At 60.8% G+C, this 21513-nt stretch carries 13 protein-coding genes; 4 read left to right on the forward strand and 9 right to left on the reverse strand.

Translation table 11 applies throughout. From position 1 onward, the window contains the following. Positions 1-22: 22 nt before the first annotated feature. Positions 23-2395 (reverse strand): TonB-dependent siderophore receptor, encoded by a 2373-nt coding sequence (locus tag JFT63_RS04705; RefSeq protein ID WP_269835565.1) that lies wholly within the window; start codon positions 2393-2395, stop codon positions 23-25. A gap of 155 nt (positions 2396-2550) precedes the next feature. Further along, a complete protein-coding gene (locus JFT63_RS04700; protein WP_198843572.1) occupies positions 2551-4203 on the reverse strand; it encodes a cyclic peptide export ABC transporter in 1653 nt (550 codons plus the stop codon). Between the two features lie 202 nt (positions 4204-4405). Here JFT63_RS04700 and JFT63_RS04695 point away from each other — a divergent pair, with 202 nt between their 5' ends. Next, a complete protein-coding gene (locus tag JFT63_RS04695; protein ID WP_198706826.1) occupies positions 4406-5233 on the forward strand; it encodes a N(5)-hydroxyornithine transformylase PvdF in 828 nt (275 codons plus the stop codon). Between the two features lie 132 nt (positions 5234-5365). Here the strand turns inward: JFT63_RS04695 and pvdO are convergent, their stop codons facing one another. The 3 genes from pvdO to pvdM are packed head-to-tail and all read right to left on the reverse strand — an operon-like array spanning position 5366 to position 8903. Beyond that, the gene (gene pvdO / locus JFT63_RS04690; protein ID WP_198843571.1) at positions 5366-6238 is read right to left on the reverse strand and encodes a dihydropyoverdine dehydrogenase; all 873 of its coding nucleotides are present in this window, start codon (positions 6236-6238) and stop codon (positions 5366-5368) included. A 28-nt stretch (positions 6239-6266) separates the two neighbouring features. After that, positions 6267-7535, reverse strand: coding sequence for a pyoverdine-tailoring periplasmic protein PvdN (gene pvdN, locus JFT63_RS04685; RefSeq protein ID WP_198843570.1), 1269 nt, complete (start codon positions 7533-7535; stop codon positions 6267-6269). An 18-nt stretch (positions 7536-7553) separates the two neighbouring features. Continuing rightward, the gene (gene pvdM, locus JFT63_RS04680) at positions 7554-8903 is read right to left on the reverse strand and encodes a pyoverdine-tailoring dipeptidase-like protein PvdM (protein ID WP_198843569.1); all 1350 of its coding nucleotides are present in this window, start codon (positions 8901-8903) and stop codon (positions 7554-7556) included. A gap of 142 nt (positions 8904-9045) precedes the next feature. Here pvdM and pvdP point away from each other — a divergent pair, with 142 nt between their 5' ends. After that, positions 9046-10674 carry a pyoverdine maturation tyrosinase PvdP gene (gene pvdP / locus JFT63_RS04675; protein ID WP_198843568.1) on the forward strand — a complete coding sequence of 543 codons (1629 nt, stop codon included), beginning with the start codon at positions 9046-9048 and terminating at the stop codon, positions 10672-10674. 17 nt (positions 10675-10691) lie between these two features. Here the strand turns inward: pvdP and JFT63_RS04670 are convergent, their stop codons facing one another. The 3 genes from JFT63_RS04670 to JFT63_RS04660 form a co-directional block, all read right to left on the reverse strand. Next, positions 10692-14459, reverse strand: a complete 3768-nt coding sequence (locus JFT63_RS04670; RefSeq protein ID WP_198843567.1) for a hypothetical protein — start codon at positions 14457-14459, stop codon at positions 10692-10694. Positions 14460-14749: 290 nt separating this feature from the next. Beyond that, a complete protein-coding gene (locus JFT63_RS04665) occupies positions 14750-15136 on the reverse strand; it encodes a hypothetical protein (RefSeq protein WP_082629627.1) in 387 nt (128 codons plus the stop codon). Positions 15137-15281: 145 nt separating this feature from the next. Beyond that, positions 15282-16004 carry a pirin family protein gene (locus tag JFT63_RS04660; protein ID WP_198843566.1) on the reverse strand — a complete coding sequence of 241 codons (723 nt, stop codon included), beginning with the start codon at positions 16002-16004 and terminating at the stop codon, positions 15282-15284. A gap of 181 nt (positions 16005-16185) precedes the next feature. On the opposite strand from JFT63_RS04660, the gene JFT63_RS04655 reads away from it, so the two are divergent. Together JFT63_RS04655 and JFT63_RS04650 are read left to right on the forward strand one after the other, a co-directional pair. Beyond that, positions 16186-17136, forward strand: a complete 951-nt coding sequence (locus JFT63_RS04655; RefSeq protein ID WP_057702739.1) for a GlxA family transcriptional regulator — start codon at positions 16186-16188, stop codon at positions 17134-17136. A gap of 95 nt (positions 17137-17231) precedes the next feature. Continuing rightward, positions 17232-18737 (forward strand): winged helix-turn-helix domain-containing protein, encoded by a 1506-nt coding sequence (locus JFT63_RS04650; protein ID WP_198843565.1) that lies wholly within the window; start codon positions 17232-17234, stop codon positions 18735-18737. Here JFT63_RS04650 and JFT63_RS04645 read toward each other — a convergent pair. Next, entirely contained in the window at positions 18684-21455 is a 2772-nt protein-coding gene (locus JFT63_RS04645) for an ATP-binding protein (protein ID WP_198843564.1), read from the reverse strand. The two genes, JFT63_RS04650 and JFT63_RS04645, sit on opposite strands and share 54 nt — an antisense overlap. Between the last annotated feature and the right edge of the window lie 58 nt (positions 21456-21513).

Here is a 21513-nt window from a genome sequence, read left to right on the forward strand (position 1 = left end):
GGCTTTTTTGGGGGGGGCGGGCTTAGAAGTCCCAGCGTGTGGTGACCATTACGTTGCGTGGGTCGCCAGGGTAGGCCGAGTCATAGAAACCGATGTTGGTGTAGTAGTGCTTGTCGAACAGGTTGTTGACGTTGAGGGTGGCCGAAAGGTTTTCAGTCACTTGGTAGCGGGTCATCAAGTCAACTATCCAGTACGGGTCCTGGGTGAACTTCTCGGAGCGGCCACCACCTGGGTAGCCCCAGTTGTTGACGGTCTGCCAGCCGGCGCTCTGCCAGCGTGCGCCGCCACCAATGGTGAGCTTGTCCAGGTTGCCCTGCAGTTTGTAGGTGGTATAGAAGCTCACCTGATCTTCCGGTTCCCAGGTGGCAACCTTCTTGCCATCGTCATCGCGGGCGATCTTGTGGGTGTAACCCGCTTGCAGTTGCCAGCCTCGGGCGAGTTCGCCGGAGATTTCCGCTTCGTAGCCCTTGGTCTTGGTCTTGGTGCCGATGTACGAGAAGTCGACGCCTGGCTGGGAGTTCCAGGCCGTATCGGCAAGCGGACGGTTTTCTTCGTGCACTTCGAAGTAAGCGAGGCTGGAGTTCAGGCGGCCTTCGAAAAATTCACCCTTGAGGCCCAGCTCATAGTTCTTGCCTTCGTTCGGGTCGAGCATGGTACGGGTACGTGTGCGGTACTGGGTTTGTGGCTGGAAGATTTCGGTGTAGCTGGCATACGCGGTGAAGTTGTCGTTCAGGTCAAACGTCAAGCCGGCGTAGGGCACTACCTTGCCGCTTTCCTGGGTGTCGCTGGTACCGGTGACCTGATAGTTGGCGATACGTGAGCCGAGTAACAGGTGCAGCTCATCCGTCAGGCTGAAGCGGCCAGTCACATAGGTACCGGTCTGGCGGGTGGTTTCGTCATTGATCTTGGTGGCAGTCCACAGCGGCTCTATGGCCTGGCCGTGCCAGTTGTAGAAGTCATAGGAGTTGTTGAAGTAGGTGGACGCCGTGTAGTCCTTGGCTTTCCATTTGGAGATGGAAAGGGACTGGCCGATCACCAGTTCGTGTTCGCGGCCGAACAGCTCGAATGGCCCCGAGGCGTACACATCGAGGCTGTCGCTGGTGGTGTCGCCGACGTATTTGCGCGCATAAATGGAGCTGGCCGTGGCGGAATCCTGGGAAATGTAACCCAGGGGCGCGTTATAGCCGTTGATCTGGTGGTTGTACTGGCCTTTGGTGACCCAGCCATTGTCGAACGTATGTTCCAGGGTGGCGAACGCAGTGCGGCTGTACTGCTCCCATGAGCCCCATTTTGGGCCGTTGTTGAACGAACGCGGCAGGTCCAGCTTGTTGCCGGTAGCATCGAAGATGGTGCGTGTGCCCGTCCAGCTGGAGCCTTTCGGGTCGCTGTCCTGGTAGTCGGCGCCAACGGTCAGCAGGGTGTTTTCGTCCAGGTCGAATTCGAGGATGCCGTAAAGCACACCGGTCTTGCGTGAATAGTGGTCAAGGAACGAGTGTTTGTCCTGATAGGCCGCAACGGCACGGCCACGCACGTTACCGGTTTCGGTCAGTGGGCCGCTGACGTCGACCTGGGAGCGATAGTTATCCCAGGAGCCGGCGCCTAACTCGATACTGCTCTTGAATTCCGAGGTCGGCTTTTTGCGAATCAGGTTGATCGTACCGCCCGGGCCGCCGGCGCCGGTGAGCAGGCCGGTGGCGCCCTTGAGCACCTCGACGCGGTCGTAGATCGCCATGTCGGTCAGGGTCTGGCCGGCCGAGTATTGGGCGTCGCGCAAGGTCGGAATACCGTCGTACTGGAAGTTGACGATAGAGAAACCACGGGAATAGTAGTTGGTGCGCTCGGTGTCATAGGTCGACACGGTGATGCCCGGGGTATGGCGCATCACGTCATCGATAGCGTTAAGCCCGAAATCATCCATCACCTGACGCGTCACCACCGAAATCGACTGCGGCGTTTCCCGTGGCGTCAGCACCAGGCGTGTCGCCGTGGCGATGGTCCCCGGAGTATACGAACCGGTGCCTTCTGTCACGGTGCCCAGCTGGTTGGCCGTGACCTGCGTTGTCCCCAGCTCCAGCCCCGAAGACGCGATCGCGCTGATGGTGATCGTGTTGCCTTGCAGGCCATAACTGACGCCGGCGCCAGTGAGCAGGGTGGCGATGGCCTTGTTGGGCTCCTGCTTGCCCTTGACCGCGGTGCTGTTCTTGCCTTGCACATCAGTCGGGCTGTATAGCACCTGCAGGTTGGTCTGGCGACCAAACTCCTGCAGCGCCGTCCCCAACGGCTGTGCGGGAATGTCGATCTCGATCTCCTGGGCCTGCACATAACTCGCCATGGGCAGGGACACCGCGAGGGCAAGTGCGCAAGGCTTGAGGTCGAAGTTCAGTGCCCGTCGCATGGATAGCGCTTTGCTCAGGGGGCTGAGACCGAGTCGTACTGACATGGATGCGTTCTCTTCTGTGTTTTTAGGTTGACAGTTTATAGGTGCTTATTGAGGTCAATTCTCATTACCACTAGTGAGACGTTCCTACCTGCAGAAACCGGAAAAGAAATTCACGCGGGTTCCATTTCATGCACCACCTGGCCCGCACTTAAGCGCACCAACTGGTCGGCAATATCGAAATAACGGTCGTCATGACTGATCACAATGATGGTCTTGCCCAGACGCTTGAGGTCTGGCAGCAGCTCGGTATAGAAGACGCGGCGGAAGGCCGGGTCCTGGTCGGCGGCCCATTCGTCGAACACCAGCACCGGGCGTTCTTCCAGCCAGGCATTCACCAGGGCCAGGCGTTTGCGCTGCCCGGTAGAGAGGTCGGTGGTGCTGAACACGCCGTCCTTGACGCTGACCTTGTGCGCGATTTCCAGGCGTTCCAGGTACTTGGCGGCGCTGTCCAGCGATTGAGTGGCACTGCCTTGGACCAGGTCATCGAACAAGTAGTAGTCGGCGAATACCGTAGTGAACAATTGGCGGTAGTCGTCGCGTGCCGGGTCGGTCACGGTTTCGCCGTTGAGACGAATTTCGCCGGCGTGGGGTTGATACAGGCCCAGCAACAGCTTGATCAGCGTGGTCTTGCCGCAACCGTTCTCGCCGACGATAAACACGATATCGCCCTGCTTGATGCTCAGGTTGATCGGCCCCAAGTGGAACGGCTGGCTGCCTTGTACTGGCGGCGGGCTGTAGCTCACGCCGCGCAATTCCAGGCTGTGCACCACGGGTGTGGGCGCTTCGCTGCCGTCCATCAGCAAGTGCGGCTCGGGGGAGGAGAAGCGTTCGGACAGTTCGGTAATGCGTGCAAACGCGATGCGTGCCTTGCCGATGATCGGCAGGTAACCCACCACATGTTCCAGCGGGCCCTTCATGTACAGCAGCACCAGCACGAAACCTGTGATCACCGCCGGGTCCGGGTTTGGGTTGTAGGCTTGCATCGCCAGGGCCAGGCCGATGACGACGAAAAAGAGCATCGAGCCGAAGGTCTTGGCGACAATATAGATGTTCACCGAGCGCACTTGGATGTCGCTGATGCGGTCGGCGGTTTCCTGGATGCGGTGAGTGTTCATGCGGTAGCGGCGCGGTCGATGGATGCGCAGCTCCTTGGCGCCTGAGGCGATTGCCGAATAGTAGCGTTGCAGCTCGTCTTCCTGATCACGGGCCTCGTCGAAGCCACGAATGCCTTTTGCGCCGGCAATGAACTGCACGCTGCTGCCAATGATGATTGCCACCACCATCATCAGGAACATCGGCACCGACAGGTAAGCCAGGTAGCCAAGGCAACCCAGCGTCACGGTTGTTGCGATGGCCAGCGGGGTGAAGGCGAAGGAGAAATCGCTGATAGTGTCGACGTCATGGGTCAGTACCGGGATAAGACGGTGAGAGCGATACTGTTCGATCTGTTCGATGGGCGCTGACAGCACTTTTTCGCCGAGATCCTTGCGCAGGGCGGCGATGATCCGCTGGCCCACATAATTGGTGCCGATATCGGAGACGATTGAGCTGGTCAGGGCCAATAGGCAAAGGGCGGCGAAGGTCAGGATCACTCCCTGTGTCATACCGGTGGATGAGTGCAAGGCAGTATTGATGGTCGCCAACAGCAACGTGATGGCCAGGCCACCCGCCATACCGAGGGCGACGGAGACCGTCACAATGGTGCGAAAGGGCCTGAGCAATGCGAGCAAACCTTTGAAGGCGCCGCGCTTGGGGTCGGTCATAAATACTTCCCGGAAAATGAAAAAGTGGGGGCTGGGCACACAGACCCTTACCCATGACAAACGAAGCATCGGCGTGACTATTTAGCTCGGTGCGCCAGGCGGTGGCAGTGAGCGATAAATTGCCTGGGGCCTGGTTCGTTCTTGTTGTGTAGGCGCACGCGTATCGACGCTGTGCGTGGCCCTTTGAGCGAGAGCGAAACAAATGACGAAAAAGAACCTGGTGTATGTCTGGTCCCTGAGAAATGCCGCTGCCGACAAGGCCGGGCAGCCGGTGGCCTACAAGGACCACGAGCGCTACATGAAGTCGGTGCTGGAGTTTCTGGTGGGCTCGCTCAATGACACGCCGCTGGGCGAGGTCTACAACCTGGTGGGCGTGGTGTATGACGACGATGAGCAAAACCCGCGCGACCAGCAGTTGGTAGCGGACTATGGCTTCGCCTACACGCCTGGCCGCCAGTGGTTGTACCCGGCGGATTTGCGCGTGCAGGGCAAGTTGGTCAATGACCTGCTGCTGAGCGTGCCATCCACCTATCGCCGGCTGCCACGGGGCAGCGCCGAACATATCGCTGGCAAGCAGGATTTCGAGCGGCGCCTGCATGACACCCTGGTGGAGTTGAAGGCCGACATCGTGGTGCTTGACGGTTTGCTGGTGATCCTCGATGAACTGGTGCGTCCGGGCGCGCCGTTTGCGCGGCGCATCATGAACATTCATCCGGGCATCACCCGTATCGAATCGCCTTACGAACGCCGTGGGGCCTATGCCACCTGGAATGCACTGTACGGTGCGCGTGGGCAGGCGATTACCGACTGGGCGACCAAAGCGACTCAGGCGTGCGAGCCGTTGTATTGGACCGGCGCGTCGTTCCACTACGTGGATAACGGTATCGATTCGGGTGAGGTGTTCCACGACGTGCTCAAGACCGAGATTTCGCCCGAGGACACCATCCTTGAACTGCGCTGGAACAACTTCAACAACAGCCTGTTCCCGGCGCTGCATGAAGGCTTGGAGCTGTTGGCCAAACAAGGCTGAAAACACTCCAAAGGCGGGCACGAACCTTGTAGGAGCGAGCTTGCTCGCGAAAAACGTCAACGATGACGCGTGCTTCCTGAGTAAATGCGGCGTCTATGAGTTTTTCGCGAGCAAGCTCGCTCCTACAAGGTATTAGAGCTCGCGTACTACCCGAAAGCCAATCCAGTCCCCGCGTGTCTGCGGGTAGATGTTGTTGCGATTGCCCGAGCGTGAAAATACCGGTGCCTCGCCCCAGTCATTGCCGCGAATCTGGTAGGCCTCACAATTGGGCTCCATCCACGCACTGCCATCAGTCGGCGCGCCGACGTAGTTGGGGTGCTCGCAATCGGCTACCCGCTCGTACACATTGCCGTGCATGTCATACATCCCGAACGCATTCGGCGGGTAGCTGCCCACGGGCGACGAATAGCTGTAGCCGTCCGCCGGGCCGTAGGTGTTGGCGTGCCTGGCGATGCTGTAGCCCTTGCCCTCGTCGAACGGGAAGGGGAACGGTCCGGTGGTACCGGCGCGGGCGGCGTATTCACGCTGGGCTTCGCTGACCATGTGGTACGTGTGCCCGGTCTTCTTCGACAGCCAACTTACGTATTGCTTGATGTCGTCCATGTCCATGCACACGGCCGGCTGGCGTGGGCCCTGGGGGTAGCGCGGCTTGCTGGCGATGCATTCGCGACCGGGGCGGTCGTCGCCGTTGGCGATCTTCACGCCGCTCTGACGCACGTAACTGTCCCATTCGCCGGCGGTGATGTGGAAACGGCTCATGGCGAATGGTTTGGCGAAGGTCACTTCATGCATCGGGCCTTCATCGGGCTCGCGTCCCACTTCATCTTCCGGGGTGCCCATGGTGAAAGTGCCTGCGGGCAGTACCACCATCTCCGGGCAGTCCTTGCAGTCCTTGAAGACTTTGCCCGGTTGCGGGGCGGCGGCCTGGGCCAGGTTGGGCAGCAGGGCGCCGCACAGGGCGGTGAGCGCCAGGGCGGTCAGGGGTTTGAGTCGGGATGGAGTCATGTGGGCATCTCGTTCAAAGGGAAAAATGTCATAACCGCTGGCTCAGCAAGGTCATGAAGCGCTGGATCTCATCCGAGCTGTTGAGCAGGCCGGGCGAGGTTCGAATCACCGGGCCGACGTCACGGTCCACCGCGTCCACCACCACACGGTTTTTCATCAAGTAGGCCGCGACCGCATCGCTGTCCTGGCCCTTGACCCGGAAGAAGGTGAAACCCGCCGACAGCTCGGGGCTGCGCGGGGTGACTAATTCGATCTGCGAGTGAGCCAGCAACTGGTCTTTGAGTTCGGTATTGAGCGCATGGATACGCGCCTGCACCGGCGCCTTGCCCAACTTGAGGTGCAGCTTGAAGGCTTCATCGGCGGCCCAGCGATGCTCGAAGGCGTGGTAGCCACCGGGCGTCATGGTCGTGGCAAAGTCCTTGTCTTCGGAGAAGGTCGGTATCATCGGTGTGATGTATTTGTTTTGGCTCTCGCGGGCGCACACCAGGCCGGTGCCGCGCGGCCCGAACATCCATTTGTGGGTGCCAGCGATAAAGAAATCGCAATGCATGTCCGGGAAATCGAGGTTTTCCACGCCAAAGCCATGCACGCCGTCGACGATATAGAGCAGGCGGTCCTGCTCGTCGCGGTTGCGGTTATGTTCGGCCACCAGCTTGCCGATTTCACCAATCGGCAATTTCACGCCGCTGCCCGACTGCACCCACGTCATGCCCAGCACGCGAGTGTTGGGACGGATATTGCGCTGGATATTGCCCAGCACTTCATCGGTCGATACCCGATTGGCGTTTTCGAACAGGCGTATTTTACGAACCTGGGTTTGCTCCTTGCGCACTCTGAAATCCAGGCTGAACCCGGTCGCATAGTGTTCGTGCACGGTGGTAAGAATTTCCTGGTCGGCGCGCACCTTGATCCCGCCATAAATCATCGCCAGCCCTTCGGACGTGCTGCCGGTGAGGGCGATCTGCGCCGGCGCGGCCTTCAAGTAGCGGCCGGCCCATTCGCGTACCTGGCCTTCACGCTTCCAGGTTTCCTGAAGGTCCCAGTCCATTGCCAGTCCGGGGTTGCGGTCGATCTGTTGGCGGTAGCGCTCGATGGCCTCGCGCACAGGCTTGGGGTGCGAGGCCACCAGGAAGTTGGAAAAGTGCAGATAGTCCGGATCCTGGTTGAACAGCTGTTTGAGCCCCGTCCATGGGTCGTTGGTAGTGGTTGCCAGTGCCTTGGGCAGCAGTGCGGTGCCCAGCGGCAGGCTCGCGGCAAAGACGCCGGCCTGCTTGAGAAATGTACGGCGGTCGGTCATGGACTTACTTCGTGGTGGTTAGCGATTGGCCAATGGCTTGGCGGCTTTTTGTACCTGGTCCCACACCCGCAGGAAATTGCCTCCCCACAGCTTGGCGATATCGGCTTCGGAGTAGCCGCGCTGGATCAATTCGGCGGTGACGTTGCGCACTTCGCCGACGTTTTCCCAACCCTGGAGGCCGCCGCCGTCGTTGAAGTCCGAGGCGATGCCGACGTGATCGATGCCGATCTTGCGCACGGTGTAGTCAATCGCATCGCCCAGGTCCTTGAGGGTGGCCTTGGGTTCTTCCTCAAGGATGGCGTACAGCGCGCCGGCGTACTCGCCGAAGCGTTGCTCGGGCCAGGCGGCAATGATTGCATCGCCGGGCATCAAGGCCATGGCCAGGTTGGGCAGTGGCGGCAGGTCAAAGCGTGCGCGCAGAACGTTGAGCTTGTCCTGAGTCGCCTGGCTCAAAGGGCGCAGGTACGCGGGGAAGCCGACCACTTGCACCACGCCGCCACTGTTTTTGATCAGTTGCAGTTCCTTGTCGCTGAGGTTGCGCGGGATATCCACTGACGCCCGAGGCGCCGAATGGGACGCCACCATCGGCGTGCGGCTCAACTGCGCGACCTGCTCCAGGGCCTTGGTCGACATCTGCGACACATCGATGATCACGCCCAGGTCATTGAGACGATGCACCGCCTGCTGGCCGATCGGCGACAGGCCATCAAGGGCGTCGGGGGAGTCATTGAAAAACGGCAGCGGGCGCGACGAGTCGGACCAGGCGTTATTGCCGATGTAGCTGAACCCGAACATGCGCATACCGCGTGCGGTCCACAGGTCCAGTTGGTTCAGGTCGTTGCCCAGCGGGTAGGCGTTGAGCATGCTGATAAAGATCGCGAACTTGCCTTCGCCGTGCAGGCGCCGCATATCGTCCGGGGTGTAGGCGATGCCCACCTGGTTGGGAAAGTCGCGCACCATGCCGGAGATGATCTTGTAGCGCACCTCCTGCTCGTGGCGGGCCTCTTCGACAAAACCATCGGTGGGTTTGTGTGGGGCGTTATCGCCGTTCCAGATTTCCGGCCAGCCGAAGATCGTCAATGCGGCCCCCGACAATCTGCCTCGCGATGCCTTGGCCAGGTCGAACTGGCCGCTGCCATCCTTGTCGGCCTCATTGCCTGCCGTGCCGAAGTCCAGGGGCAGGGTGATATGGCTGTCGAACGACAACAGGCGATCCTGCATTTCATTGGCCTGCTTGATCACCTCCAGCGGGTAGCCGGCGTTGCCCTTGAACCAACGGTCCCAGACCAGAAAGCCGACCCCGGCGCCGATAGCCAGGGCCAACGGCAGGCCGATATACAACGCCTTTTTCGAACGTGATTTTGTCATTGCCATCTCAGTCAGTTGCGGCCTTTGCTATCAGGGAAGAACGAGCGCTGGCGGGGGAAATTTAGGCCGTGCGGGTGCGACGGTAAATTTCGGTGGGCTGCAAACGTTCTAGCTCTGATCAAGCCGTTTCCTAAGGTAGACAATGACAATCTCTCGACGAGGGTTCATCGCAGGCCTGGCGCTGACCGGCGCGGCCGTGCCGGCGGCCTTTTATGCCCATCGCGAGCTGACGCGGGAAGAAGAATTTCCCATCACCCCCGGCGAAGCCACGGTTGACCTGGCCGACACCCAGGGCCAGCACCTGGCCAACACCCTGCGCGGCGTCTGGAGCCTGCGCCTGGCAGGGCGCGATGCCGGCCTCAAAGGCTTGCCGCTGCACGGCCTGGAGCTGCTGCTCGACATCGCCCCTCGTGGCCGTGGCCTGCGTGGTTACCTGGATACCGCCGAGAACCTGCGCGCCGACGGCGAGCCGCGCTATCGCGTACTGGGCGATCTGCTGACGGGCGAGGGCGCCGTGCTCTATTGGCGGTTGATCGACCGCGACTCGGTTGGCGGCGTGCCGACCTATGAATTCAAGATGACCCTTGATGAAGTCTGGGCCGCCTTCGGCAATGCCGGCAGCGCCACGCTCAGTGGGCAAATCCTCGATCTTGAGCGCCCCCTGGCGTTGATTGAGCGCGATAACCGTTTTATTGCGCACAAACAGCTGTTCCCCGAGGCACGCCAGCGCATCGGTCTGAATCCCACCTTGCTGGCCTGGCTGGTTTCGCCCGAACACCGCCTGTTTCACCAGCTGTGGCACGCCACGCGAGACCAGTGGCACAAGCTCTCCGAAGAAAAGCGCGAGGCCTTGCGCGGTATCGGCTGGCAACCCGGGCCCCGTGGTCAGGAGCGCGATGCCCGCGGCAAACACAAGGACCGTAATGGCTCGGGCATCGACTTCTTCTTCATGCACCGGCATATGCTCGGTACTGCGCGCTCCATGCAAGACCTGCCGTCGTGGCCGCAATTCCCCGCGCCGCAACCGGCGCTGGAGCGGGACCGCCTGGGGTTTGTGCGCTACTTCGACAACCACGACGGCTTCGCGCTGCCGCCCTGTTGGTCGGCGCCGGACGACGCCGACTACACCCAGTGGGTCAGCGACATCAAGGCGGCCGAGACCTATCACAGTAATTTCCAGGTGTGGGAATCCCAGTACCGCGACCCGCGCTACCTGGCCAAGCTCACCCTGGGCCAGCTGGGCTCGGAGATGGAGTTGGGCCTGCATGATTGGCTGCACATGCGCTGGGCCTCGGTGCCGCGTGACCCGTCCAACGGCGCACCGGTGCCGTTCGCCCGCGACCCGGCAGATTTTGCGGCACGTTGGTATGCGCCGGAGAATGACTTCCTCGGCGATCCGTTTTCATCCCACGTCAACCCGGTGTTCTGGCACTTCCATGGCTGGATCGATGACCGCATCGAAGACTGGTTCCGCGCCCACGAGCGCTTCAACCCGGGCGAAGTACGCCGCCTGCAAGTCAACGGCGTGGCCTGGTTTGCGCCGGGCCGCTGGGTTGAAGTGGACGACCCCTGGCTGGGCCCGGACACCCACGGCTGCAGCACCACACCGGGGCTGCAACAGGGGCGTTCGATGGAAATGGACCCGGAAATCATGAAGCTGGCCCTGCGCATCACCTTCGGTGCCGATGAGGAGCTGCTCAAGGGCCTGTTCAAGCGCGTGCCCAGGCGGCCCTGGTATGCGCGGCACTTGAAGGTCAAACGCGAACGTTAAGCGCCATTGGCGGCTATCTAGGTTACCGATATGGCTGCCGAATACAGGCCACTGACACTTCGCGGGTCTCTCATTTTATTGATCAGATACAACTCGTTGAATTCAGACACGGTATAGCCCTCGGCCCGTTTGAGTGGCTGGAACAGATGGCTGGTTTGCCCACTGTTAAGCACGCGTTCGATGCCGCTGCGCATGGACGCCTCAGTGGTGAATTTGGCGAGCCCGAAATTGGGGTCGTAATAGAACCAGGTTTTTTTACCATTCAGAATCCTGACGGCGGCTGTTACGCCATGCTTTGGATTGCCGATGAGCAAGGCTTTGGAGGTGGTGGCCGTTGCCAGGTCCGAGATGATCATGTCGTACGTGGCTTTGCGGGTGAGCTGCCCGGAATGAAAGTCATCTCTGAGGATGGTCTGGAACCTCTCCAGGCTGTTGCGGAATCGTTCAGTATTAGGGTGTTTGGGGTGCGCCATACTGAGAAAGAAATTCTTTATCAGTGTGTCTTCGGCGTCGTCGAGAATGGCCAACGCCATGGTGTTCGACAAGGCTGCGCAGTCGCCCGAGGACGGAATATTCACCTGACTCAGATAATAGCCCTGCGGCATGGCGATCACTGTGCCGCCGGCGGCCGTGATGTCATCCGTGAATTTTCTGCTCGTTGCCAAGCTTGTTTCAAGCAGTCGATTTTGCATATGCCGGAACAGGGCACCCACTTCTGCAGGTGACAGCGCTGGGGTCAATATCAGCTCGCGCAATTGATGCATTTTCATCGTCGGCGAGAAGCCCGCGATTGCGTCTGGAATACCCCTTGCGAACCCCTCTTCAAACTGTATTTGTTGCGGTGTCGGGTGGAGGCCGGGCACGGGGTTTTGTGGCGTAATGAGCGTCTCGTAGTGTGCTCTGACTTTTTCTGGCAGGGCCTCCAACTCGTCGATACGCTTGGACAGGCTACCCAGTATTGCGGGTGAGTCGATGGAGTCCATGGCCAGTTTTTTCAGCTGGCTGATGCCCAGTGCCGCTGAGTAGCCAGAAAGGCTGGACGCGGCGACCGTGCTGTACCCTTGATGGAACGCAGCCTGGCCTGTTGTAGTTGCGGTTGCTGCTGCAACCGCGTCGTTGAAGGCCTCTGCTAAAGGAATATCGCTTTTCGCCGGATTGAGCCATCCGGTGATCCAGTCGCTGATGATGCCGTTGATTTCACCTTGGGTTGCCAGCACTTTCGGGGTGAAGTCCTTGATTGGCGCACCGTAGGGTTGGCGGGTGACGGGATCGTAGTGGTGCCACTGATCGTTTTTGAGTACCGCAACCCCCTCAACGGAGTGTTCGCCGGACTTGGTTGAACCGAGCAACGCGCTGCCATGCTCCTGACTGAGAGCCTTGAGCCACTCGTGGCTGTGACCCGTTTTTTGTAGGTTAGCCAGCCACGCTGTAGTTTTGGTCACTCCTTTGCTGAGCAGGTTTGCTCCTCCGACGGCCAGGTCAGCCAAACCGTCCATGGGATTCAGGTTGCTCAGGGTGACCATGCCGACCATTTTGCCTGTCCGTGCGATTTTGGATGCGAGGGACGCGACACTGCCGGCGACCCTGGTCAGTTTGCCGATGTTGGCCGCGCCGGCTGTCAGAAAACCAAATACATCCAGGGCCAAGTCAAATCCGCCCTCGACGTTGTTACCCTTTTTAAAGTTTTCAATCGCCGAGCGGAAAGGAATCAAATTCATGAAGAATTCGTCGATTTGATGAGCTTTTGCGTTAGCCAGGTCCTGGGTCGTCTGCCCTCTGGCGTATCGTTCGATGTCCGGGTCGTCGAGGTTGTAGTGCTCAACGAAAACATCAGCAATGTCCTGTGTGCGGGGCGTGGAAAAACTATCAATCGCGCCCGCCGCACCGGCGCGTTCTTTTGCGTGATGACTGCTGACGTTTTTGGGTATGAACACGCGGGTACCCAACTCTACGTCTCCCGCATCCCTGGATGTATGCTCTCTCACCTCCCACCTGGCAGCCGGCACGATCGTGCCTCGGGCGAGGTCGATCCGATAGCCGGTGGATTGGCCGTTGCGTTCAATTTTTACCAACAGGTCCTTTTTATAGACGGGATCGGACTTGCTCCAGAAACCCAACCGAGTAGACGACTCTCGATAATAAGTAATCTCGCCGTACTCAAAGTGCTTGCGGTCTTCGAGTGGCAGTTGGGCAATCAAATGCTTGACCGTTGTATTCAGGGCGACCTTTTTTTGCTTGATCGTGTCTTCGAATCGTTGTTCGAAGGTACCGCGTATCCCAAATCGATAACGGGCATTCATATCCTGGATGGGAATGCGTTTGTCCAATGCTTCGAAGACATAGGGCAACTCCAGATCCATCATTGCGAAGTCCAGCATCGAATGACGACCGTATAACCAGGTATGCTCCTTAGTCTGCCCTGTGCGCGTAGCGGTACCGGTCTTGATGAGTTTCTGTTTAAACAGGTCGCCCAGATCGCCGTACCGTTCCACCAGCATCTCCAGGGCCATTTTTTCACGCGTGGGCAGTTCCAGGTCCATCGCCCGGGAGGCGCTGAGCATGATTTGTTGTCGGGCATTGAAGGTGGTTATGAGGGTTTCCAACTCTTGCTGTGTGTATTGCCTGTCGTCCCTGGGGGCGATCAGGTGCTGGCAGATTCCCCAGTCTACCAAGGCCGTCATCTGGGCGTGCCGAGCGGCATCGGGTTGCTCCAGCCGGGCGCGCTCGCCCTCCAGCATCACTTGAGCGTAAGTCATATTCGGGACTTTTCCCGGCGTACCGGCTTCGATGGCCGTCGCCGCGATGACCAGGTTCAGCCAAGCCGCGCTGCCATAGTTCACGGTGGGCGGAATGTCCTTGATCAGATAAACGGGGGCTTTCTTCGCCAGTAGAGCGTACGCGCCCACCTTGGACAGTGCCGGGCTGATCCTGCCGCTGTCGCTCAAATGCTTGCTCAATGCCTCCACCACCGTAGCAGCGGGCTTACCCCAGTGTTTCTCGTTTGCCAGGTCCAATCCCGCCACCTTGTTATGTCGAGGGGCCGTGATGGATTCGGGGTCCAATTGCAGGTTAATGGCTGCCATCAGATAGTCTGCGGCGCTATTGTCCGTGGCGATACCGCTTGATTGCTCTTGCAGATGTTTACCCAGCGCTTGCCCGGCGCGGCCATTGAGCAGCGCTTCCAGCGCCTGGGCGGGGTCACTCGGTAGCTCGGGGGAGAGCGGGTGCTGGGCCAGCAGAGCATCCAGGGCATTCGGGAAGTCTGACCTCATGGAGATAACGCGCAGCCGGGTCTGCTCCGCCTGACTCAAGGGCACTGACCATGACAACGCGCCGCCGAAATTACCCAGCGGTTGGGTCAGGGCCGCATGTTTCACTATGTTTATCAGTTCAGTCAGAGCAAGCAGGGTGGTGGGTACGGCCCAGCCCTTGGCCCTGATAAAACTTTCCAGTGTCGCGCCTTCACTGGGGCGCATAGGGAACGATGAGTCAGGGTGGATATCCAGCGGCGCGCTCAAGGCGGCCCGTATTGCCTGGGGCGTGGCGTTTGCGTCCAGTTGTGTCGCAGCTTCGGTGAGGTTGTTGGTCAGCGTCTGCAGGTTGTGTCGGTCGCCGAACCCTTCTGTGTAGGTTGTCGGTGCAGAAGTGGACAGCCCGGATACCAGGGCTGAGGGTTGGTTTGTCTGCCCGGTGACGCCTGCCTGGCTGGGGGGCACGGCGGGCATTGGGGTATGGAATGGCGTGTTATACCAATGTCGTTGGGTGTGCAGGGGGGCGCTGAGCATGGGCGGGTACTCGTAGGTAAATATCTGAGAGGCCGGTTTCCTAAGGCGTGCGTCTGTATTTCAGACGCGATGTTGGGTGAAGGAAAAGGGCGTAAGGGTTCCTCTGCAGCGGGCCGGGGGAATGTGACCAATCGCAACAGGTAGCCCACGCAAGCCCGCGCGGTTTAACGGGGCGCTACCCATCGTGATTGCGGTAGCTTTACAAAGTTTGTGTCGATAGCTATCCAAATCGCAGACGAAAAAAAACCGGCTGATCAGGCCGGTTTGGAGTGTCCCGCCAACAGTGCGGGTTATACGTGGGTGCTCAGCAGGCGGTCAGCACCGCCTTCAGCCAGGCCGCGTTCCTGCAAGCGGTCGGCACCACCTTCGGCCAGGCCACGTTCCTGCAAGCGGTCGGCACCACCTTCAGCCAGGCCGCGTTCCTGCAAGCGGTCAGCACCGCCTTCAGCCAGGCCGCGTTCCTGCAAGCGGTCGGCACCGCCTTCGGCGAGGCCGCGTTCCTGCAGGCGGTCAGCACCACCTTCAGCCAGGCCGCGTTCCTGCAAGCGATCCGCGCCACCTTCGGCGACACGGGTTTCTATCAGACGATCGGCACCGCCTTCAGCGACTACAGGGTGGGCAAAAGCGTTTGCAGCCAGTACCGAGAAAGCGAGGCTAAGCAGGATTTGGCGTTTCATGATGATGTGCTCCGAATGCTTTAGTTGGGTGCCGTTTGGCATGGGTTTGATGTTACGCGTTGCATTTTTTAAGAGAACTTCATTGCGCTGATGGTGACTATCGACGCCAGCGATGGTCCCGCTTGCGGGGCCATCACCGTGACCGTCATGGCATCTGCGGCAGTTCGTTGGGGCGCAGGTCAAACACCAGCACCTCGGCGTCCTCGCCATGGCTCAGGCGGATCTGGCGCTCGTCCCGCACCCGCACGCCGTCGCCTTCCTGCAAGCGCTGGCCATTGAGTTCAACGCTGCCGCGCGCTACGTGGATGTAGGCGTACCGCTCCGGTGCCAGTTCCAGGCGGGTGCTTTCGTCGCCGTTGAACAGCCCGGCATACACCCGTGCATCCTGACGAACCTTCAGCGAGCCGTCGGTGCCGTCCGGCGAGATGATCAACTGCAAGCGCCCGCGTTTTTGCGCTTCGCTGAAGTGTTCCTGTTGATAGCGCGGCTTGGCACCCGCCTTATTCGGCACGATCCAGATTTGCAGGAAGTGCACGCCAAGCCGCTGGCTGTGGTTGAACTCGCTGTGAGCCACGCCGCTGCCGGCGCTCATCAACTGCACATCGCCGGGGCGGATCACCGAGCCGGTGCCCAGGGTGTCCTTGTGTTCCAGGGCGCCTTCAAGCACATAGGAGAAGATCTCCATGTCGCGATGAGGGTGCTGGCCGAAGCCTTTACCTGCGGCGACACGGTCATCGTTGATCACCAGCAGGTCGGAAAAACCCTGTTCCTTGGGGTTCCAGTAGTTGGCGAAGGAAAAGGTGTGGAACGACTTCAACCAACCGTGATTGGCGGCGCCGCGTTCGGAAGCTTTGCGAAGGGTCAGCATGGTCCAGTCCTCAAGTGAGCGCAGGCTGCGAGATGCAGGGCGCTGGCGTTGAGAAGAAGGTTAATGGTTAACGAATGATTGATTAAGAAGATGAAAATACAATAACTGTCGCTTTAAGGTTGACAGTAAAAGTCGTGCCATAATGCCCGCCGCACTTCTTTTCGATGGACATTTCCCGCTTATGAAAACCGTGGCCATGGCGCTGTTTCCGGACTTCCTGCTGCTCGATATGGCCGGGCCGCTCGAAGTGTTTTCGATTGCCAACCGTTACCTGCCGACTGCCGATCACTACCAGATACTGACCATTGGCACTGAGCCAGGCCCGTTGCGGGCCTCCAACGGTGTGATGGTCCAGACCGATCTGCTGCTGGACCAGGCCCAGGCGGCCTATGACCTGCTGCTGGTACCGGGCGGGCCCGGCGCCTATAACGAATGCCACCCTGCGTTGCTGCCCTGGCTGAAGGCAGCCGCGCCGCGTGCCCGGCGTTTCGGCTCGATCTGCACCGGGGCCTTTGTACTTGGCCATGCAGGCTTGCTCGACGCGCACCGCGTGACGACTCACTGGCACTACACCGAGCGCTTGATCAAGGCCTTTCCCAACGCCATCGTCGAGACCGATCGCATCTACTTGCAGGACGGGCGCCTGATTACCTCGGGGGGCGTTACTGCTGGTATTGACCTGGCCCTGTCGATTGTCGCCCAGGACCATGGCAAGCAAGTGGCGGTGGACGTGGCCAAAGTCCTGCTGGTGGTGATGAAACGCCAGGGTGGCCAGGCCCAGTTCAGCCCCATGACCGCTGCGGTAGCGCCTCAGGAAACCGCGATCACCCGCGTACAGAATCACGTGCTCGCCCATCTTGATCAGCCATTTACTATCGAGTCCATGGCCGAACTGGCTGGCATGAGTGCACGCCATTTTGCGCGGCTGTTCGCCAAGGACGTGCAGATGACGCCCATGGCGTTTTTGCAGGGCGCGCGCATCGACCGGGCCCGGCAACTGCTGGAAACCACCGACCTGCCGCTCAAGACCGTCGCGTTCCACGCAGGCTTCGGCAGCGTGCGGCATATGCGCTTTTTGTTCAGTGAGAAACTGGGCCTGAACCCAACCCAATACCGACAACAGTTCAGTTAACGACACAATGTCCGTCTGAGGCACTCGATTGTCCGTATCGCTCCCCGTGCCAGCATTGTCCTGTCATCGCTAGCTGGCAAGATAGGGCCGAGCCCATGGAAAAGGATGCGCAGGCACTCAAGCACGGGTGTTTCAGCGCTGTTACGGACATGCAAGATTCTGCGACGCTGAGCTTCGGCCCCTATACCTTTCATCGGCAACAGCGCCTGGTCAGCAAGTCTGGCTGGCCGGTGCCGTTGGGCGGCCGTGCTCTGGATATTCTGGCGGTGTTGCTGGAAGCGCCGGGGCAGTTCATCAGCAAGGCCACCTTGATCGAACGGGTCTGGCCCAACAGCATCGTCGAAGACAATAACCTGCGCGTGCATATTGCCGCGTTGCGTCGGGCACTGGACGGGCAACGCCTGATCCTCAATCACCCCCAGCGTGGGTACTGCTTCACCGGCCTCGTGCAAGCGACTGTGCCGACGCAGCCGGCCGCGCATAACCTGGCTGCCCGGCTCAGCCCGGTATTCGGTCGAGACGAGTGGGTGAGCCAGTTGGCGCGGCGCTTGTCCGGGCAGCGCTTGCTGACCCTCACCGGCGTGGCCGGCGTCGGCAAAAGTACGCTGGCCCTGGCTCTGGCCGAGCGCGTGTTGCCGCGCTATCGCGACGGGGTGTGGTGGCTCGACATGGCCTGCGTGCAAACGCTTGGAGAACTGCTCGCCAGCCTCGCCACGGTCGTGCAACTCACACCCACCGACAGTCTCGATGAGGTATCTCGTCAGTTGGCCTCGCGCCAGTTGCTGGTGGTACTCGACGGTGCGGACCTGCTGCTGGGTGCCTGTCGAAAACTGGTGCGCGCACTGCGCGAACGAGCGCCCGAAGTGACTGTCCTGATCAGCAGTCGCGAAGCCTTGCTGGCGCCCGGCGAGTGGGTGTCGCGTGTACCCCCGCTGACGCTGCCATCAGCTTCGGTGTGCCGCAGTGTCGAGCAGGCCATGGCGTGTCCCGCGGTGCAACTGTTCGTCGCCCGCGCCCGTGCCAGCCAGCAGGATTTTGTGTTGCGGCCGCAGGACCTGGCGCCGTTGCGCGATATTTGTCGGCGCCTGGACGGTATCCCGTTGGCGCTCGAACTGGCGGCCGCCCAAGTCGATGCACTGGGCATCGGCGCAGTGCATCAGCAATTGCGCAGCGGCTTGCAGGGGCTTACGCGCGGGCGCCGCACAGCGCTGGAACACCATCGATCCATGAGCGCTGCCCTGGAGTGGAGCTACGAGCGTCTGAGCCTGCCGCAGTGTTGGCTGTTCTTGCAGTTGGGCTTGTTCAAGATGGCGGTGACCTTGCCCACTTTAAGCGAGATGGTGCGCGGTACCGAGCTTGAGCACGCCGACCTGTCTTATCTGCTGGCGCGTCTGGTCAATACCTCGCTGCTGGTCATCGAACCGGGCTTGGGCCTGCCGCGTTACCGGCTGCTCAACTGCGTGCGCAGCTACGCTTTGGCGCAACTGCGTGATCCGGCTCAGGTGCAGCGGTTGCAGCAAGGTTATGGCGACTGCCTGGACGTGATTTCAGGCCGGCCGTTTGTCCTGCAACTCATCGAGCAGGCCGCGCACGCACAGTAGGTCCCGGGTGGCGAAGCCTTCGGTAAATTGCGCGTGGATCGGACTCAGCAGGTCCCTGGCCGCCAGAATGCGCCCTTGCTGTTGCCACAGTTGCGCCAGGGAGTAAGCACACCGCAACTCCCAGGCGAGGGCGCCTTGCTGCTGTGCCAGGCCAAGCGCCTGGAGCAACAGCGTTTCAGCCGCACGGCTATCACCCTGGCGCGCCCACTGTTCGGCACGCACCCGCAGAATTTCCGCGGCGCACCAGCCGGCAGCACCGCTGCGTGCCCTTTCAAAGGCGGCCTCGTCGGCTTCACAGCAGCCGAGTGTGATCAAGGTGTCCTTGATCAGTCCCAGCCCCTGCAAATGCTGTTCACCCAGGATGCCGGCGTAATGTCCGGCCCAGGTCTGGAACAGTTGCACCGAATGCTTGTGGGATTGCTCCAGCAGCAGCGTTTGCAGCGTTTGAGCGTCCTGTTCGGCGCCGTTGTAGCGGGCGATTACCACGCCGGCCAACGCCAGGGTGTAGCAGATCGATGTGCCATGATTGATCTGCAGCGCCATCTCCAGCGCCTGGCTGGCTGTACGCCAGGCGCGCTCGGGAAAACCCTGTAGCCACAGGACTCTCGCCAGGATGGTCAGGGACGCGACGTTTTGATCGTATTGCACGCCAACGCCATGGGCGAAGCGGTTCACATGGCCACTGTGGGTCATGCGCTGCAGCACCTGCTCGGCATGATGACGGGCCAGCGCTTGATGACCCATGTAGTGCTGGCCCAGCGCGCGCAAGCGTTGAACGCTGAGGTCCAGCAGCGGCTCGGTGCGCGGGTCCAGGCGTTCGAACTGTACGCTTTGCTCCAGCGCCTCGGCATAGCGCCCGGCACACAGGTTCACGGCCATATGGCCTGAGACTGCCCGCAACTGGCCGGCCCGGTCTTGATTGATTTCGGCCAGCCGTGCAGCTCCCACAAAGGCTGCAACGGTCTGGGGCGCGGGGCCCAGGGCATGGTACGAAAGACTGCCCAGGGCCAACTGCAATTGCAGGGTCAGTTGGTTGCAAGGGGCCTTGACCTGATCAATCAGCGCCAGGGCCTTATGCACATAACCGCCATGCTCGCGTAATAACGACAGCTCCTGCCACAGCGGCATCGCGCTGACCGTCAGGCGAATGGCCAACAGGTGCTCGTTTGTCTCGCTAAAGCCCCAATCGAGGGCGGCGCGCACGTCCTCGCGCAGCGGTGCGTAACGTTCGATCCAGGGTTGCGTGGCGATCAGTTCCCAGTCGCCTTGCGCCTGTTCCATCAGCGTCAGGCACCTGGCGGCGTGACGTTCTCGAGTGGTTTGCAGCTCGCCGGCCTGGCTGAGCTTTTCCAACGCGTAGGTACGGGTGATATCCAGCAGGCGATAAACCATCTCGTCATCGCTGGCTTCCACGTTTAACAGTGACTTGGCCACCAGTTGGGTGATGGAACCGAGCACCTGTGCCGGTGCGATATTGTCCCCGGCGATCACCGCCGCTGCGCTGACCAGGCTGAAGCCACCGCGGAACACGGCGAGCCGGCGCAGGCAGATTTTTTCGCATTCGGTGAGCAGGTCAAAACTCCAGTCGAGGGTGGCCCGCAGAGTTTGCTGGCGGGGCAGGGCACTGCGCCGTCCGCGGGTCAGCAGACGGAAGTTGTCCTCCATTTGTACCAGCAGCCCCTGCAAGCCAAAGCGTTCGATCTGCGCGGCGACCAGTTCGATCGCCAGGGGAATGCCGTCCAGGCGCTGGCAAATATCAATGGCCAGCGGCAATTCGGCTTCGCTGAGGGCAAAGCTTTCCTGATGGGACATCGCCCGCTCGATCAGCAATTGCATGGCCGGGTAACCCAGCGCCTGGGCCCGGTTGCCGGTGGCGGGCGGGCAGGCCAGCGGTTCGAGGCGTTGTACATGTTCACCCTCGGCGCGCAGGGCTTCGCGGCTGGTGCTGAGAATGTGCAGGTGCGGCGCATGGCGCAACAGGGTTTCGCTGATCAGGGCAATGTCGTCGAGCAGGTGTTCGCAATTATCGATCACCAGCAGCATCTGGCGCGCCTGCAGGCTGCGGGCGAAGCTGACCAGTGGCGCATTCTCGCCGGGCGTGAGGCCCAGCAGGGCGGCGAGGTTGGGCAGGATCATCGACGCGGCGCTCAGCGGCGCCAGGTCCAGCAGATGAATCCCATCGCGGTAATGCCCGATCAGCAACTCGGCGACACGCAGGGCCACGGTGGTTTTACCGATGCCACCGGCGCCGGTCAGGGTGATGAAGCGTTGCTGCGGCAGTTGCTGCACCAGGGCGTCGATCAGGGCCTGGCGGCCGATCATTCGCGTGCGTCGCAGCGGCAGGTTATGGCGCGGGCGCTGGGGAACGCCGTCGGTGGGTAGCGTCATCGGTTCGATGCTCAGTGGCGCAACAAAGCTGTAGCCGCGCTGGGCGACCGTGACGATATAGCGCTGCCCGGCCTGGCCGTCACCCAGTGCCTTGCGCAATGCCGCCATGTGTACCCGCAGGTTGCCGTCTTCCACCACGCTTCTGGGCCAGACCCGCGCGATCAGCTCTTGCTTGCTTACCACATTGCCGGCCTGCTCCAGCAGAATCAGCAGGATGTCCACCGCCCGCCGCCCCAGACGCAACGGGCGACCGGCCTCCAGCACCAGGCGCTGGCGCGGGTGGATGCAATAAGGGCCGAAGTGCACGGCCTGGTCGCTCAGGTCTGTCATGGTTGCCCTGGTTCTGGAGTAGGGGTTGGGCCAGCATATTCCAGCTGCACGAAGACCA

The sequence above is a fragment of the Pseudomonas sp. MF7453 genome (assembly GCF_016405455.1).
Lineage (GTDB): Bacteria > Pseudomonadota > Gammaproteobacteria > Pseudomonadales > Pseudomonadaceae > Aquipseudomonas > Aquipseudomonas paralactis.